At 42.9% G+C, this 16,665-nt stretch carries 12 protein-coding genes; 10 read left to right on the top strand and 2 right to left on the bottom strand.

Translation table 11 applies throughout. From position 1 onward, the window contains the following. Positions 1 to 41 precede the first annotated feature (41 nt). A complete protein-coding gene (locus tag MTN96_RS08175) occupies positions 42 to 239 on the bottom strand; it encodes a CsbD family protein (protein ID WP_002958133.1) in 198 nt (65 codons plus the stop codon). A gap of 272 nt (positions 240 to 511) precedes the next feature. On the opposite strand from MTN96_RS08175, the gene hrpB reads away from it, so the two are divergent. Both hrpB and MTN96_RS08165 read left to right on the top strand, forming a co-directional pair. After that, positions 512 to 2,938, top strand: a complete 2,427-nt coding sequence (gene hrpB / locus MTN96_RS08170) for an ATP-dependent helicase HrpB (RefSeq protein ID WP_248531164.1) — start codon at positions 512 to 514, stop codon at positions 2,936 to 2,938. Between the two features lie 94 nt (positions 2,939 to 3,032). Beyond that, positions 3,033 to 3,497, top strand: coding sequence for a nuclear transport factor 2 family protein (locus MTN96_RS08165; RefSeq protein WP_248531163.1), 465 nt, complete (start codon positions 3,033 to 3,035; stop codon positions 3,495 to 3,497). An 82-nt stretch (positions 3,498 to 3,579) separates the two neighbouring features. Here the strand turns inward: MTN96_RS08165 and MTN96_RS08160 are convergent, their stop codons facing one another. Beyond that, positions 3,580 to 3,795, bottom strand: coding sequence for a hypothetical protein (locus MTN96_RS08160; RefSeq protein WP_248531162.1), 216 nt, complete (start codon positions 3,793 to 3,795; stop codon positions 3,580 to 3,582). Positions 3,796 to 4,671: 876 nt separating this feature from the next. On the opposite strand from MTN96_RS08160, the gene MTN96_RS08155 reads away from it, so the two are divergent. The 8 genes from MTN96_RS08155 to MTN96_RS08120 all read left to right on the top strand — a co-directional run bounded on the left by MTN96_RS08155 (position 4,672) and on the right by MTN96_RS08120 (position 16,644). Next, a complete protein-coding gene (locus tag MTN96_RS08155) occupies positions 4,672 to 6,399 on the top strand; it encodes a DUF4856 domain-containing protein (RefSeq protein WP_248531161.1) in 1,728 nt (575 codons plus the stop codon). A gap of 85 nt (positions 6,400 to 6,484) precedes the next feature. Continuing rightward, complete coding sequence (locus MTN96_RS08150) at positions 6,485 to 7,759, top strand: imelysin family protein (RefSeq protein WP_248531160.1); 1,275 nt, start codon at positions 6,485 to 6,487, stop codon at positions 7,757 to 7,759. Between the two features lie 8 nt (positions 7,760 to 7,767). Beyond that, entirely contained in the window at positions 7,768 to 10,002 is a 2,235-nt protein-coding gene (locus MTN96_RS08145) for a TonB-dependent receptor domain-containing protein (protein ID WP_248531159.1), read from the top strand. A gap of 10 nt (positions 10,003 to 10,012) precedes the next feature. Then, positions 10,013 to 11,053 carry a sterol desaturase family protein gene (locus MTN96_RS08140; protein ID WP_096739979.1) on the top strand — a complete coding sequence of 347 codons (1,041 nt, stop codon included), beginning with the start codon at positions 10,013 to 10,015 and terminating at the stop codon, positions 11,051 to 11,053. A 110-nt stretch (positions 11,054 to 11,163) separates the two neighbouring features. Continuing rightward, entirely contained in the window at positions 11,164 to 13,071 is a 1,908-nt protein-coding gene (locus MTN96_RS08135; protein ID WP_248531158.1) for a DUF1800 family protein, read from the top strand. A gap of 9 nt (positions 13,072 to 13,080) precedes the next feature. Further along, on the top strand, positions 13,081 to 14,421 hold the full coding sequence (locus MTN96_RS08130; RefSeq protein WP_248531157.1) for a DUF1501 domain-containing protein: 1,341 nt from the start codon (positions 13,081 to 13,083) through the stop codon (positions 14,419 to 14,421). Positions 14,422 to 14,677: 256 nt separating this feature from the next. Then, positions 14,678 to 15,391: a DUF1499 domain-containing protein gene (locus MTN96_RS08125; protein WP_055252973.1), complete on the top strand. Its 714-nt coding sequence runs from the start codon at positions 14,678 to 14,680 to the stop codon at positions 15,389 to 15,391. Positions 15,392 to 15,594: 203 nt separating this feature from the next. Then, positions 15,595 to 16,644 carry an NAD(P)-dependent alcohol dehydrogenase gene (locus MTN96_RS08120; protein ID WP_248531156.1) on the top strand — a complete coding sequence of 350 codons (1,050 nt, stop codon included), beginning with the start codon at positions 15,595 to 15,597 and terminating at the stop codon, positions 16,642 to 16,644. Positions 16,645 to 16,665: the final 21 nt, after the last annotated feature.

The following is a 16,665-nucleotide window of genomic DNA, read 5'->3' as shown; positions in this document are numbered from 1 at the left end:
CAAAAAAACCGCCAAATGGCGGTTTTTTTAGAAGCTAGCGATTAGTGAGTTTTTTCAAACTCGTCTACTTCGCGCTCTGCTTCTTCTTTAGATTTACCATACTGCTGCTGGATTTTACCCACTAGCTCTGTACGGCTACCTTCAATTTTGTCTAAATCGTCGTCAGTAAGATCGCCCCATTTTTGTTGCGCCTTACCTTTAAGTTCGTTCCAATTACCTTTCATACGATCGCTGTTCATAAGTATCTCCTTACTTAGCTTTAATTAACGTTCAGTATAAAAGGAGCAAAGCGTGTACCAACCAGTCAAATTTTTATTTTGTGTTTATAATCATTAATTTATATATTTAAGCGAGGCGTTACTTTTATTGCAGCGCGTATGTTCTTAAAAAATGTACAGAGCGGTCTGTAATTATTTCTGATTATGGATACGCGTAAACTCATCTGCTTTTGCGGCGCGTTTATTTTTGGTTTTTGTTACAATGCATACAAAGCAATTTTGGGTAAATAGCAGTGCTGCCGGTTCAAAACATATATCAACAACTTCTAACTACATTACAAAGTAACCCCATAACGTTATTACAAGCACCGCCTGGTGCGGGTAAATCAACCTGGTTGCCGCTACAGCTTATGCGCGACGGCCATTTCAAACGTATTGTAATGCTTGAGCCGCGCCGCTTAGCAGCACGTAATATTGCCAATTACTTAGCACAGTGCCAAAACGAAAATGTGGGGCAAAGTGTTGGCCTGCGTGTACGCGGCGAGAGTAAAGTAAGCAGTAATACGCGCCTTGAAATAGTCACCGAGGGTATGCTTACCCGCATGCTACAAAACGACCCCGAATTAAGCGATATAGATTTACTGATATTTGATGAATTTCATGAACGCTCAATTGCGGCCGACACCTCACTGGCCTTTGCTTTAGAGACCCAAAGTGCGCTGCGCGACGATTTAACCATACTACTTATGTCGGCCACCCTTGATACTGAGCGCTATACGCAGTTTTTTGATTGCCCGGTTATACAATCAAGCGGGCGTAGTTACCCCATAGACGAAGTATATATACCAATAAAAGATGAGAGCCGCTGGTTAGATGCCATTCCTAATATCGTTAAGCAAGCGCTCAATGAGCAAAGCGGTAGTGCATTAGTCTTTTTACCTGGGCAATTTGAAATAGTACGTGTGCAGCAGGCCCTTAATGATTTACCAAGTAACTGCTTAGTTGCCACATTATTTGGCGAGCAAGATAAAGCCAATCAGCAAGCGGCGATTGCCCCTGCGGCTAAAGGTATGCGCAAAATTGTGCTTACCACCAATGTAGCCGAAACTAGTTTAACCATTGAAGGCATTCGCATTGTTATTGATAGCGGCAAACGCCGCGCGGCGAGCTATAACTTAAAAACAGGCGTAACTGAGCTTACAACACAAAGTATATCGCGCTCCTCTGCTGTGCAGCGAGCAGGGCGTGCAGGGCGAATAGAACCCGGTGTTGTTTACAGGCTTGGCTCAAAGCAAACCTTTGAGCGACGCAATAGCCACGATAGCCCGGAAATACTCACCTCAGACATAAGCCAACTTATGCTGGAGGCAAAACAGTGGGGCGCAAATATCAGCGAACTCACCTTGCTTGATACGCCAACAGCGCAGCAATGCACGCAAGCGGCAAACTTACTAACCATGCTTGAAGCCATCGACTCTAAAGGTAAGTTAACCAAATTGGGCAGCAACATGCTGGGTTTTGGGGCGGATATTCGCTTAGCGCATATGCTTTTAAAAGCGCAAGCGCTTGAGGCAGAACTCCCTGGTATTTATCGCTTAGCACTTTATTTAGTGGCGCTGCTTGAGAGCCGAATAAACAGCGCCAACGAGCTAAGCTTGGCGCTACATAGCCAACAGCAAAGGCCACACCCAGTATTTAAACAGCAGTTAAAATACTGGCAAAGCCGTTTAAAAGTAACCGACAGTAACAGCGAGCTAAACACCGAGTATTTAGGTTTGCTGGTGGCATTAGCTTACCCCGATCGCATTGCAAAAAAACGCGGCAATGGCTACTTACTTGCCAATGGTGCGGGCGCTGATTTAAACACCGATTACTGGCATAACGATGACTACCTTGCTATTGCAAGCATGGGCGGCCATAAAGGCACGCGTATTTTTGCAGCCACCGCACTTAGCCCATTTGAGCTACAAGATTACTTACCGCACTTGTTTACTACGCTTACCCGCTGTGAGTTTGATGAGAAAACCGCGCGGTTTATCCATCAAGACGAAGTAAAGCTCGGCGCCATTACGCTTACAAGCCAACCAAGTAAGCAAAAGCTTGATAAAACCGAGCGCGCCAAAGCGTGGCTTAATTTATTTACTAAGCACGGCTTTGCATTATTTAATGAACAAGCCGATGCGCAGCAATTATTAATACGCATGAGTTTAGCCAGTCAGTTTATGCCAGATACGTTCCCGGCAATAAGCGAGCAGCAACTTATCGAAACAGCTGATGATTGGTTAGGCGTATATTTACAGGATATAAAAACGCTGGAGCAGCTTAAAAAGTTTAACTACTTTGAAGCACTGCAAAATTGTTTTGACTGGACACAGCAAACAGCCCTAAAAACACTGTTACCGCTTAGGTTAACGGTACCGAGTGGCTCAAATATAAAAATTAATTACCAACTAGATGGCCCCGCAAAACTTAGCGTGCGCATGCAAGAAGTGTATGGTTTAACAAGTACGCCAATGCTTGCAAATGGCAAGCTGCCACTGCTTATGGAATTACTCTCGCCAGGTAAGCGTTCATTACAGCTTACGCAAGATCTTGCGCACTTTTGGGCTAGTAGTTATCGCGATGTACAAAAAGAAATGAAAGGACGTTATCCCAAGCATTTTTGGCCCGACGATCCAGCCAACAGCGTGGCAACCAATAGAGTAAAAAGCAAAATGTAGGTTTATTAACTTAAAAATATTTGTTTTATTTTTGAACATGTGAATATAGTGTACCTATAAATAAATCAATACTTTTAACTACAAGGAAGAAGTGATGAAACGACTATTTACATTAGCTTTGCTATTAGTGAGTACCTTTTCGGTTAATGCTGAAAAGGCACTGGACTTAAACAAATTTGCACAACATTACTACAACACAATGACCGCCACTCAAGCGCCTAACGCAAGTGAAAAAGAGCTTGAAGCCTACCTTAATTTATTAACAGACGATGTAGGCAGCCAGCACATACCGTATCAAGTAGATGACTCTCGCACAGCAGAGGGTAAAAAACTAATGCGTAAGGGCATGCGTTTTTATTTAGGCGCGCATACCTTATACGAAAGCGAGCTGCTTAATACCTTTGTATTTAACGATAGCGGCTTTGCGATTCGTTATAAAAACCACGCTAAGGGCATTCATCCGCAAAGTAAGCAGCCAATCGAGTACACATCAGTAATGATGGAAATAATAGAAGTTGAAAACGGTAAAGTGGCGATGATCCGTAAATATCACGAATAAAACGTAAAGTGATAAAACGCGCTAGCCATTAAAGCAAAGTTAATGGCTAATTGGGCTGTAATAGCTTTTTGTTGTTAAGTGCCTAAACTTCTTTACCACCGTGTTGCTCTGATAAATCATCTAGCTCGGCAGAGGTGTAATCAAACCCGCTTTCATCATACTCGTAAGTGATTTTTACACTGTCGCCGCCATTAAATAGGCGAGTTTTAACTTGGTTTACGGGCCAATCTTTTAGTACATGCACAAAGCGGTTAGCAATTTGCGAGGTTTCAAAGCGGTAGCGAATTTCTGTTTTCATAAAAAGGCTCTGTTATTGTATGGCTTAGCTAAAAGTGAGTAGTAAAATTACACTATTTAATGCATTACCACCTCTCATAATCTCTTGGGTGTGTTGATTTTTGATGGTTGAATTTACAGCCGTATGTTTGGTTTTTAGGCAAGGCAGAGCCTATGAAACTTGGTTATTCCCCATAAATAGGCGTTAACGCAGCATAAAAGCCAAACATGGGCTGCCCACTGGGTTCTTTATAGGGTGATAAGCTCTTGTTTATTGGTTTTTACTTATTCTTACATGGATGTAAGTCATTAAAATAACGCAGGAGCCGTTATCGAGCCTACTAAGTTACAAACCACGCGCTGCGATTTAATCGCCCCTAGATTGAACAAATTTCTATCCGCCAAGGTCAACACGCCCTAGTATACCTTTAATCAATACGCCGATATAAGCCTCTAAAACAGTAAGTGAAGCAAAAAACCACACTTAGACGCTATAAGTGATGCGTTTTTAAAATAAATAATAATTATTACAAATAGCTTTTATATCTAAAAAGTTAATGTGATTTTATTTTTACGTAATGTTCGCATTTTGCTTTAAGGCGCAGTGTTCCTTTCTAAAAATACTGATCTAGTACAAGCAAAGCATTGTTATAAGTTTTTGATAGTTAATTACTTTAATGAGTAGATTTTCTTTATGCAGCGAATGTTTTGCTAAGGGATTTACGCACAGTTTAGCTATATTAAATAGTATTTTTGCCGATCTCCCTTTGTTCTAAAAACTAAAACTATTTTAAAAATAAAACAAAAAAGCAACATTTAGGTTGATTGTTAGGTATTTGTAATTAGAATAGTCGCTATTACAAATAAGAATGATTCACATACAATATTAGGATTCAACATGAATTTGCGTAAATCTCTCCTTGCAAGTGCAGTAATTACTGCAACTATGGGTTTAACTGCGTGTGGTGGCTCAAGCTCCAGCGATAGCACCGAAACACCAACCACTCCAACAGTGACTAATTCGGCACCTACCGCTATTAGCTTATCAACAGCGGCTGTAACAGAAGATGTGGTAGGCGCAGTAGTCGGTACTTTAAGTGCAACCGATGACGATGCAACAGGCATGGTATTTACACTTTCTGATGATGAACAGTATTTTGAAATTAATGACAGCAATGAGCTAACGCTTAAAAGCACGTTAGCGCTTAATGCTGAGCAAGTAGAAACAGTTGATGTAACAGTTACTGCAACCGATGCTGGCGATTTAAGTTTTACACAAACACTGAGCGTATCTGTAACTGATATTGAAGCGCAAGATGGCGTAAACGTTTACGAATTTGCCTCAACAGTTAATGCTAGTATTTCTGCGGTAAGTTACACAGGCCAAGTGGCTCGCCATGCACTTTCGGCGCAAATTAAAGCTTACATTAGCTTATTAAGTGTTGATTACATTGAAAGCGAAGGCTTAACAGGCGATGCCGTTAAAGCGCAGTTAATGGCTTATTGGAGCGATTACGAAGCCGTAAAAGATAACAGCTTTTTGTTTATTGATGGCGCAACTACGTTGCAGCAGTCGTTTGCAGAAATTTCGAATTCAGGCAAAACCTTAACAGGTAAAATTGCCGGTAACGATGCGTCTAAAATGGAAGAAGACTGGCTAACAGAAGGCACATTTGAAGGCTGGAGCGACTTCGGCACTCAAGCAAAAACGCCAGAAGGGCTTATTTTTCATTACTTTGATTTAATTGCCGCCAATGTAGATGCAATTGCAAGCGGTACGCAGTCTGAGGATGTAAACGGTAATGACATTACTGCGGCATACATCACAACAAGTGGCCTTGATTTAAACCAGCTTATTCAAAAGCACACGCTAGGTGCGTTAATGTTCTCGCAAGGCACTGACGATTACCTAGACGAAGGGCTTGATGAAGATAACACCGATGCAGCAGCCGATGGTACTTACAGTACTTTAGAGCATCAATACGATGAAGGTTTTGGTTACTTTGGCGCTGCTCGTCATTATTTAGAATTTAGCGACGAGGCTATTTCAGATGGTAGCGCAAGCGCTGATATTGATGGTGATGGCAAAATTGACTTAGCGAGTGAATACAATTGGGGTAACTCTACCAATGCAGCTAAACGTGATAAAGGCGCGGTAGTGGCGACTGACTTTAGCAGCGCAGCAATGACGGCGTTTATTGCGGGTCGTAAAATTATTAACGATGCTGCACCAAGTGCATTAACTGATGATCAAAAAACGCAGTTATTAGCACAACGTGATATTGCTGTAGCCAATTGGGAAAACGCAATTGCAGCCACCGTTGTACATTACATCAACGACACATTAGCCGACATTGATACAGTACAAGGTACAGAGGCAAGTGCTGACGATTTTGCTAATTTAGCTAAACACTTTAGTGAAATGAAAGGCTTTGCACTGAACTTTCAATTTAACCCATTTTCACCTTTTTACAGCGACGATAACGCAGGTAAATTTGCCGAGCTACATACATTATTCGGTGAAGCGCCACTGCTAACAGATGCATACAAAGCGCAGTTAGTAGAGGCACGTGATTTGATGCAGGAAGTTTACGGCTTTGATGCTCAAAACGTTGAAAACTGGTAATAACCACCCGTTTTAGCACCAAGGAAGGTCAGCCCTCGGGCTGGCCTTTTGCCGTTTAATTTTCAAAGTTTTTAGGGTTGAAATAATGATCAATTATGCAAAAAAAGGGGTTGTGGTTGCAGCTACTGTATTAACCCTTAGTGGGTGTGGTGAAAGTAGCTCAAGTAGCACAGGTAGTGATTTTCAAAGTAGTGATAGCGGGCAAACTACGACGCCTGCGGTTACAGAGTTTGATGAAGCACAACTCGTTGCTAACTTAGTCGATAATGTAATAACACCGACGTTTGTTTTGTTTAATCAACAAGCACAAACACAAACACAGGCCGTTGCAAATTACTGCCAAGCTGAAATACAAAGCGTACAAGAAAGCTCTGAAGAGGCCATTGCGCTGCGTGCTCAAGCACAACAAGCCTGGCTAGATACCATGGCGGGTTGGCAACAAGCCGAAATGATGCAAATGGGGCCGCTTCTTGATAACGCAGGGCAGTTACGTAACCAAATATATTCATGGCCTACTTTTAGCCGCTGTGGGATAGACCAAGACGTGGTGTATAACCAAGACGGTGTTATTAACCAAGATCAAAATCGCCCGTATGCCATTAGCGAAAGAACAGCAACACGCCGCGGCTTATTTGCAATTGGGCATGTGTTGTTTAACGAGCAATTAGCGCATCACTGTAGTGTGGCAAATGATGCTCTTGCAGATTGGAATAACCGCACAGATTTAGCGCGTCGTCAGGCTCGTTGTGAGTTTGCTGAGGTGGCAAGTGAAGATGTTTTAAGTTCGTCAGCGCAGTTATTACAAGCTTGGCAAGGGGATAGCGGTTTTGCTAATGAATTAAAAAATACCGGCCAAAGTGGCTCTCGCTTTAGCACAACTCATGAAGCGCTTAATCATATTAGCGATGCGCTGTTTTATATCGACACAATAGTAAAAGATAAAAAATTAGCAGAGCCGATTGGTATTTTTTCAAATTCGTGTGGCGCATCGGCGTGCCCTGAAGATGTAGAAAGCCTAGATGCGAAAAGCTCTTTAGATAATATTCGTAATAACTTAGCGGCGTTTGAAGCGTTAATTATGGGTAATTTAGACGCTGAGCAAGCAGGCACTGGCTTTGATGACTTTTTAGATGCAGAGCAAGCACAGGCTACTAAAACACGTTTAGTTGAAGGAATAGCAGCCCTCAAAGCCACTTTAAATAGCATTGATAGCTCGCTGGCCGATTTGCTAATTGATAACGAGCAACAGGTACGTGATGTACATGGCCAAGTGAAAGTGTTGACCGATGAGCTAAAAAATGACTTTATTAATGAGCTAGCACTTGAGCTACCTACCACCTCTGCAGGCGATAACGACTAAGGGCGACAATGAAATACAATAAACTTACAATTGCATTGCTTATGGCCGTAAGTTGCCAAGCAGTGGCAGAGCAAAAAAACGAATTAGAACATATTCAAATTATTAGCCATAACGATAAATTGCGCACCGAAGCAGGCTCGGCAACTTTAATTGGCGAAGCGCAACTTGAACAATTTGAGTTTGATGATATTCATCGTATTTTATCGCAGGTGCCTGGGGTAAACATACGCGAAGAAGACGGCTTTGGGCTAAGGCCTAACATTGGTTTTAGGGGCGTAACCCCTGAACGTAGTAAAAAAATAACCATTTTAGAAGACGGTGTTTTAATTGGCCCTGCGCCGTATTCGGCACCGGCGGCTTATTATTTTCCGCTTACTACACGCATGACCGCAGTTGAAGTGTTTAAAGGCCCAGCAGCCATACATTATGGCCCGCAAACGGTGGCGGGTACGCTTAATTTAGTGTCGCGCCAAGTGCCTGATGACGCCAGCGGTATGCTTGATATTTCAGCAGGCTCTGATGGCTATAAAAAAGCGCACGCGTATTATGGTAATCGCCAAGGACAGTTTGGCTTTTTAGTTGAAGGCGTTCACCTAGAAAGTGACGGTTTTAAAGAGCTTGATGGTGGGCAAGATACAGGTTTTGAAAAAGACGATTTATTAGTTAAATTAGATTACACACTTAATAGCGATCAGTTTAAGCAACGCTTTGAGTTAAAGCTGGCCTATTCAGATGAGCTTTCTAACGAAACCTACCTTGGGTTAACCGAAGAAGATTACCAGCAAACACCGTATCGCCGTTATGCCGCCAGTGGCCCTGCAAATATGGACACTAAGCATACACAAGTGATGTTTACCCACCAGCTTAGCAGCGACAATTTTGCCCTTACAACCCGCGCCTATCGCAACGATTTTGAACGTGCGTGGCTTAAACTCAACGCGGTTACTAACAGCAGTGGTAGTTTGTCGGATATTTTGGCAGACCCAACACGCTTTGAGCGTGAATACAGCGTTATTAGTGGCCAAGCAGATTCGGTTCAAAGTGGTGAAAGCAATGTGTTTTTAACCATGGGAACTAACGACAGAGCCTTTTTCTCGCAGGGCATACAGTTTGATGGTGATTGGCAAGTAGCTGCGTTTGGGCTTGAACATTCACTCTCATTTGGGGTGCGTTTTCATCAAGATGAAATAGAGCGCGATCATTTTGAAGACACCTACGCCATGGTTAACGCGGTTAACACCCGTACAGACACCGCGAGTGTATTTACCACACAAAATACCGAATCTACCGATGCGTGGTCGTTATATATTGAGGACAAAGTAACCTTCGATAAGCTAACTCTTGGTTTAGGCGTGCGTGGCGAATTAATGGATATGTCGTATCAAAATGACGCCCCTGGCCAAGAAAACGATTGGCAAGATAAATCGAGCCGTATTTGGTTACCTGGTTTAAGTGGCTTTTACCAATTATCGGCCAATGCAGGGTTACTTTTTGGTGTACACCAAGGGTTTGTGCCCTCGAGCCCATCTAGCCCTGTACGTGAAGGAGATGAAGAGTTTGAAAAAAGCGTAAACTATGAATTTGGTGGCCGTTACAACAACGGTAACAGCCAAGTGGAAATAGTGAGCTTTTTTAATGATTATTCAAACTTAGTAGAAAGCTGTGGCCAGTCAAATTGTGGAATCGAAAACGAAATTGACCGCGAATTTAGTGGTGGGGAAGTGGATGTATGGGGCGTTGAGTCTCAATTTGCACACACTTACGCATTAAATAAGCACATTGATGTGCCGGTACGCTTAACTTATACCTACACGCAAAGTGAGTTTAAAGAAGAGCTATTTAGCGAATTTACGCAGTGGGGGCATATTCGCCCGGGCGATCATTTACCGTACTTGCCTAACCATCAAGCTGCGCTGAGCTTAGGCCTTGCACATAACGATTGGTCGGTTGATGTATTAATAAAATACACCTCAGAAATGCCAGAGGCCGCTGGCGTAGCTTATACCGCTGGCGAGCTTGGTAACACCACAGGGAATGATTTTTCATTACCGTTGGCAGGTGTCGAGGTACCCGCTACAACCGTTGTAGATATTGCTGCGCGCTACGAGCTTGATCAATATGGGCATATTTACGCTAAGGTAGATAATTTGTTTGACCAAGATAACATTGTTAGTCGTCGCCCATATGGCGCGCGCCCGGGTAAACCGCGTAGCGTAGCCGTGGGTTACAAATATCAATTTTAAGAGGTAAGTTATGCTCGAGACTATATGGCAAACGCTTCTTCAAACGCCAAATTATTTGTTTGATGCCAATAAACGTATTTTTATTGGCTATAGCATTGCGGCGTTAGTGATTGCAATGTTGCTGTATTTCTCGGGCCGTGCGCAGCAAAAAAAGCGCACGTGGCGTGGGCTGGGGCGCTATTTATTTAGTAAGCGTATTTGGCTGAGTAAAAGTGCCAAGCTCGACTACCAATTATTAATTATAAACCGCTTACTTAAAGCCGCGCTGTGGGTGCCTATAGTGTTAACTATGGTGCCTGTTGCTATTGGCGTAAGTGATGCCCTGCAATGGCTTTTTGGTGAGCGCGCAGTATGGCAGCTGCCAAGTACTGTGGTGTTAGTTATTTTTACCGTTTTATTGTTTATATTTGATGATTTAACACGGTTTTTATTACATTTAGCGCTGCATAAAGTGCCGTTTTTGTGGCATTTTCATAAGGTACATCATAGTGCGTTAGTGCTCACACCAATGACCATTTATCGCAGCCACCCGTTTGAAAGCTATTTATATGCCTGTCGAATGGCGTTAGCCCAAGGTTTTGTAGTGGGCGTTTGTGTGTATTGCTTTGGCCGAAATTTATCAATGTTAGATATTTTGGGGGCTAATGTATTTGTATTTGCCTTTAACGCTTTAGGCGCTAATTTACGCCACTCACATGTGTGGTGGAGCTTTGGTAAAAAAATAGAAAATTGGTTAATTAGCCCAGCTCAGCACCAAATTCATCACAGTGATAACCCAAAACATTTTGACCGTAACCTAGGCTCAGCGTTAGCCATTTGGGATAGAGCTTGTGGCACGCTGATAAAAGCGCATCAAGTAGGTAAAATTACCGTGGGGGTTGGCAATAACGACCGCGGGCACAACAGTGTAATGGATGCGTATTGGCGGCCAATTTACGAGAACCTACAAACGCCTTGGCAACGTGTGGCTAAAGCCGCTAATAAGGTGAATGTTTTTAATAAAAAAAAGCCCATTATTGAGGTTAATATTAACGACAAAACAGTTAAATAGCGCTCGGTTACAAAAAATAAAAGGTTAAATTGTAAATTTTGTGTTTCAATAATCGTATCAAACTCGGTACATACACGCGTACCTTCTTTAATTTACGATGACGATTTAACATGCATTACAAATCAGTTTTATTAGCAAGTTGTGCTTTATTGCTAAGCGCCTGTGGTGGCTCAGGCGGCGATGACACGCCCACCGTCAATTCAAATAAAATTCCTACCTTGTCGGTTGTCGACATACCCAGCGAATTAACTAAAGGCCAAACCATTGAGCTAATTGCAACAGCAAGCGATGAAGACGGCACAATAAGCAGTGTGGTTTGGCAACAAACCGCGGGCACCACGTTATTGAATGAACCATTAGATGCGTTAAGTACCCGCCTTACTATACCCGCTGCGCAAAGTTATGAGCCTATAACGTACTCATTTAGCGTCACAGCCACCGATAATGAAGGGGCAACAAACACGCAAACCGTTACATTTGAAGCCAAAAACAGCATGGACATACACAGCGCCGCTAGGTTATTACACCAAGCTAGCATGGGGCCAACGCTTGCTGAAATAAACAGTGCTCAAGGTTTAAGTGAGCAGCAATGGCTCGATAACCAAATAGCACTGCCAGTTAGCTACCATCGCAACTACTTGGTAAAACTTGAAGATGACGAAGACTTTAAATATATAAGCCGAATAGATGCATGGTGGAAAGCGGTGCTACAAAGTGACGATCAACTACGCCAACGTGTTGCATTTGCACTGAGTGAAATATTGGTTGTATCGGATGAAAATAGCGATTTACGTGCACAACCAGAGGGGATGGTAACTTACTACGATTTATTACTTAAACATGCGTTTGGCAATTTTAGAGAGTTACTCGAAGAGGTAACGCTTTCGCCAATTATGGGCACGTACCTAAGCCATTTAGGGAACGAAAAAGCCGATGAAGCACTTAATATTCGCCCAGATGAAAATTACGCCCGTGAGGTTATGCAATTATTTACCATTGGCCTAGATGAGTTAAACCTTGATGGCACCGCTAAACTAGATGCAGACGGTAATAGCATAGCAACTTACGGACAGGCTCAAATACAGGGGTTTGCGCGTGTATTTACAGGCTGGACATTTGCCGGCAGCGAAACCTTTAAACGCAAAAGCCGCGATTATATAAACCCTATGCAAGCTTACAGCGAATACCATTCGGATAAAGAAAAAGTACTATTAAATAATGAGGTTATACCGCCTGGTTATGGGCCAGAGGAGTCGCTAAAAATAGCCCTCGATAATTTATTTAATCACGACAACGTAGCGCCGTTTATTTCTAAGCAGCTTATTCAGCGGTTAATTACCTCAAACCCTACAGCGCAATATGTAGAGCGCGTTGCACGTGTATTTAACGATAATGGAAGCGGTGTACGAGGCGATTTAGCCGCAGTTGTTAAAGCTATTTATTTAGATGACGAAGCACGCCATTTTGGCAGTGTACTTAGCTATCAAGGTAAAATTAAAGAACCACTTTTAAAAACTGTGCAGTTTTGGCGAAGCCTTAATGCGAAGTCGCAGCAAGGTTATTATAAAACGTGGAACTTAGTCGATAGCTATGGGCAAGGCCCCATGCAGTCGGGCTCTGTATTTAACTTTTTTAGACCCGATTACCAAAGTGCGGCGTTACGCACCCAAGGTTTGGTAGCGCCTGAATTACAAATAGCCAACGATGCGACTTTAATAGGCACAATGAATGCCTTATTTGCAAGTTTGGTTTGGAGTACAGCCGAAGCGTATACCGAGTTAAACCCTGCAGGAATTTATGTTTATGTTCAAAGCGATATGGATTACTTGGCGCAAAATGGCATTAGCGCACTGATAGAGCAATACAATACCCTGTATTTTGCCGGCAATATGAGCGCTGACACTACACAAGCTTTGCTTGATTTAGATGCCTACTTTGACGAGGATCAGTACCGTGTGAGGGTTTCGTACTTGTTATACATGATTGCTATTTCACCTGAATTTAACGTGCAGTATTAGGAGCGCATAATGAGCCTAAATAGAAGAGACTTTTTGTCATTATGTTTAAAAGGCGGGGTATCGGCAGCCGCTTTAACCAGTTTGCAGCTACAAGCGTTAACGGGGGCAACTAATGCAATAGAACTCGGTGATTATAAAGCCCTAGTGTGTGTATTTTTATATGGCGGAAACGACTCACTTAATATGTTGCTACCCCTTGAGGGAGAGCAGCGTAGTTTATACGAGCAAAGCCGGCAAAACCTCGCAGTAGACAATCCGTTAGCGTTAAGTGTTTCTCAGCAGTTTGCAGGTGGCGTGGGTATTCATCCCTCACTTGCGCCATTACAGAGCGTGTTTGAGTCGGATGATTTAGCCTTTGTTGGTGGCGTAGGCACTTTACTTACTCCCACCACATTAACAGATTACAAAAATAACGCGGTGCCTTTACCTAAGCATTTATTTTCGCATAACGATCAGCAAGCGTCATGGATGTACGGCCGAGAAAAAGCCTCTTTAAACAGTGGGTGGGGCGCACGTATGCTAGAGCGATTAGCTGTAGAGGATCAGTTTGCGGCAAATATCTCTCTTGATGGCACTAATTTATGGCAAACAGGCACAAATACCAGTGCCTTTGCGCTTAACAAAAGTGGCATAAGCACAATTAACGCCTTTGGTGGTTATCAGCCCCGCACTGAGCACGTTACTAACATAATGAACCGCTTGCTAGGCAATGCAAGCCATGTACTAGGGCGTGAATATGCGAATGGCTTAAATAGCGCAATTACCAACACGCAAACGATGAACAGTGCGCTTGAACAAGCCCCAGCGCTTACTACCACCTTTAGCGATACTAGCTTGAGTGAGCAATTAGCCGCGGTGGCCAAAGCTATTAGTGTGCAGTCGTCGTTAAGTACACAGCGCCAAGTATTTTTTGTCTCTATGGGGGGATTTGACACCCACGATGATCAGCTTACTGCGCACCCTGCATTATTAAATACGGTAGCTCAAGGACTCAGCGAGTTTAACAGTGCCATGAAAGAGCTAAACATGAATGATAAAGTCACCACGTTTACTATGTCGGACTTTGGCCGCACGCTCACCTCAAACGGCGATGGCACCGACCATGGCTGGGCGGGTAATCAAATAGTAATGGGCGGCGCGGTAAAAGGCCGCTCTATTTATGGCCAGTTACTTACTCAGCAATTAGAGGGCGAATACGATACCGGAGGCGGGCGGTTAATTCCGCAAGTGGCTAACGAGCAATACTTTGCAACGTTAGCGCAGTGGTTTGGCGTGCCTGTTTCTGAGCTGGTTGATATTTTTCCTAATTTAAGTAACTTTAACAGCGCTACCTTAGACTTTTTTGTGTAATGATACTGACACGCCAGCCTAGGTACGTTAGTTTAAGGTTAAAGCGCCGCTGCTTGATAATAAAAATGCGTTATTTAGTTGTTTTAATTAGCTTATTTTAAGGTTTTTGAACAAAGCTTATTATTTAAAGCACTTAAGTATCACTATACAGTGGCGTGAGCTGTTAATTGTAATCTAAACCCAGTGCTTGGCAGTATAATGTACTGGTTTCAACTACTTAAAATTAAAGATCACACATGATAAAGGAATCATAATAATGAAAATTTTAGTGAGCTTAGTAAGTTTAATCGCTTTTTTACTCGTTTTACTGCCAGGGCCTTTATATAAGTATGGGGTTGTTGAACTAAGTACTGCGTTTGCAGGGTTTAGATTTGGTGTGTATGTGGGTGGCGCTGCATTAGTGCTGCTTGTTATACAGGTTATTTTTATGCGTAAAACGCTTAGCATGGGCAGCACTTTAATGGCGTTGGTGTTTGCAGCCATCGCGATTGCAATGCCACTGAGCATGATGAGCAAGGCTAAAAGCGTACCCGCGATCCATGATATTTCGACCGATTTAATTAACCCGCCAAAATTTGTGGCAATTGTACCGCTGCGGGCGGATGCTAAAAACCCAGCTGAATACGCAGGAGAAGAAACAGCCACGCAGCAACGCAAAGCTTACCCTGAGCTAAAAACACTAAATTATGCACAATCAAAAACAGACTTATTAGCTGCTACCGAGCAAGCGGTTAAAAATTTAGGGTTTGAGCTTGTTAATGTTAATGCGGCTACGGGCATTGTAGAAGCAACGGATACCACCACATGGTTTGGTTTTAAAGACGATGTAGTTGTGCGTATCAATGATGAAGGCAGCCAGCGCTTTGTAGATATACGCAGTAAGTCACGGGTGGGGCGAAGCGATTTAGGAAAAAATGCTGAACGTATACATTCACTCATTGATGAGATAAATACGTTACTGGATAAGTAACCAACATTTAAGTTAAAAAAGCCCAACCTTGTTGGGCTTTTTTGGTCAGGGTGCATTCACAGCGACGGCGTTAGTGTAAACCACATCAAAGTGCATACCAGTATTATTTTTAGAGACAGCCCTTATGGGATTAGTTTTAAAATAAAGCACTTAAATAAGCAAAAAGGTAGACGACTTAAATTTTTACAGACTATGGAGTTGTTATGAAAACAGTAGGATATGCAGCAAAAAGCGAAGGTGCGCAACTAGGTGAATATACTTTTGAGCGCCGCGATTTACGCGATAACGATGTAGAAATTGAAATTTTATATTGTGGCGTATGCCACTCTGATTTACATGCAGTGCGCAATGACTGGGGAGGCAGCCGTTACCCGTTAGTCCCTGGGCACGAAATTGTAGGTAAAGTAAAAGCCATTGGTAGCGCTGTTAAAAACTATGCAAAAGGTGACACGGTAGCGGTAGGTTGCATGGTTGATTCATGCCAAAGCTGCAAACAGTGTGATAACGGCGAAGAGCAATTTTGCCAAGAAGGCATGGTAGGCACATACGCAGGTAAAGACAGAGAAACCGGCGAGATGACCCAAGGTGGCTATTCTAAACATATTGTTGTTCGTGAAGAATTTGTACTATCAGTCCCTGAAAGTCTAGAGCTTTCGCGCGTTGCCCCTTTATTATGTGCAGGTATCACTACTTACTCTCCATTACATAAGTGGGGCGTTACAAAAGGCAGCCGTGTTGCCGTTGTAGGGCTTGGTGGCTTAGGTCACATGGCTGTTAAAAATGCCGTAGCCATGGGCGCGAGTGTAACAGTGGTTGGGCGAAGTGAGTCTAAAAAAGATGACGCAGTAAAACTTGGCGCGCAGCATTATTTAGTGTCGACTGACGAAGATGCAATGAAAGCGTCGCAGTCGGCTTTTGATATTATTATTGACACCGTACCTGTTAAGCACGATTTGTCTATTTACACACCCTTATTAGACATAGATGGGACGCTAGTTATTGTTGGGCAAGTTGGCCCCGTAGAAGAGCTAAACACTGTGCCTCTTTTAATGGGTCGTCGGCGCATCGCAGGCTCACTAATTGGTGGGATAGAAGAAACTCAACAGATGCTAGATTTTTGTGGCAAAAATAACGTATTGCCAGAGTGCGAAATGATTAATATTGACCAAATAAACACCGCGTATGAGCGAATGGAAAAATCAGACGTACGCTATCGTTTTGTTATTGATATGGCGTCGTTAGAGGCCCAGTAAGGTGGGTGATTAAATCCCCTT

It is taken from the genome of Pseudoalteromonas sp. 2CM28B (assembly GCF_023161935.1).
The sequence above is the reverse complement of the archived record's forward strand: the minus strand, read 5'-3'. Positions and strand labels throughout refer to the sequence as shown.

Bases quoted from the DNA above. Each gene is read 5' to 3' on its own strand.
- MTN96_RS08125 (WP_055252973.1), top strand. From the start codon at position 14,678: ATGAAAATTTTAGTGAGCTTAGTAAGTTTAATCGCTTTTTTACTCGTT.
- MTN96_RS08175 (WP_002958133.1), bottom strand. From the start codon at position 239: ATGAACAGCGATCGTATGAAAGGTAATTGGAACGAACTTAAAGGTAAG.
- MTN96_RS08150 (WP_248531160.1), top strand. From the start codon at position 6,485: ATGATCAATTATGCAAAAAAAGGGGTTGTGGTTGCAGCTACTGTATTA.
- MTN96_RS08120 (WP_248531156.1), top strand. From the start codon at position 15,595: ATGAAAACAGTAGGATATGCAGCAAAAAGCGAAGGTGCGCAACTAGGT.
- MTN96_RS08145 (WP_248531159.1), top strand. From the start codon at position 7,768: ATGAAATACAATAAACTTACAATTGCATTGCTTATGGCCGTAAGTTGC.
- MTN96_RS08135 (WP_248531158.1), top strand. From the start codon at position 11,164: ATGCATTACAAATCAGTTTTATTAGCAAGTTGTGCTTTATTGCTAAGC.
- MTN96_RS08160 (WP_248531162.1), bottom strand. From the start codon at position 3,795: ATGAAAACAGAAATTCGCTACCGCTTTGAAACCTCGCAAATTGCTAAC.
- MTN96_RS08140 (WP_096739979.1), top strand. From the start codon at position 10,013: ATGCTCGAGACTATATGGCAAACGCTTCTTCAAACGCCAAATTATTTG.
- MTN96_RS08130 (WP_248531157.1), top strand. From the start codon at position 13,081: ATGAGCCTAAATAGAAGAGACTTTTTGTCATTATGTTTAAAAGGCGGG.
- MTN96_RS08165 (WP_248531163.1), top strand. From the start codon at position 3,033: ATGAAACGACTATTTACATTAGCTTTGCTATTAGTGAGTACCTTTTCG.
- MTN96_RS08155 (WP_248531161.1), top strand. From the start codon at position 4,672: ATGAATTTGCGTAAATCTCTCCTTGCAAGTGCAGTAATTACTGCAACT.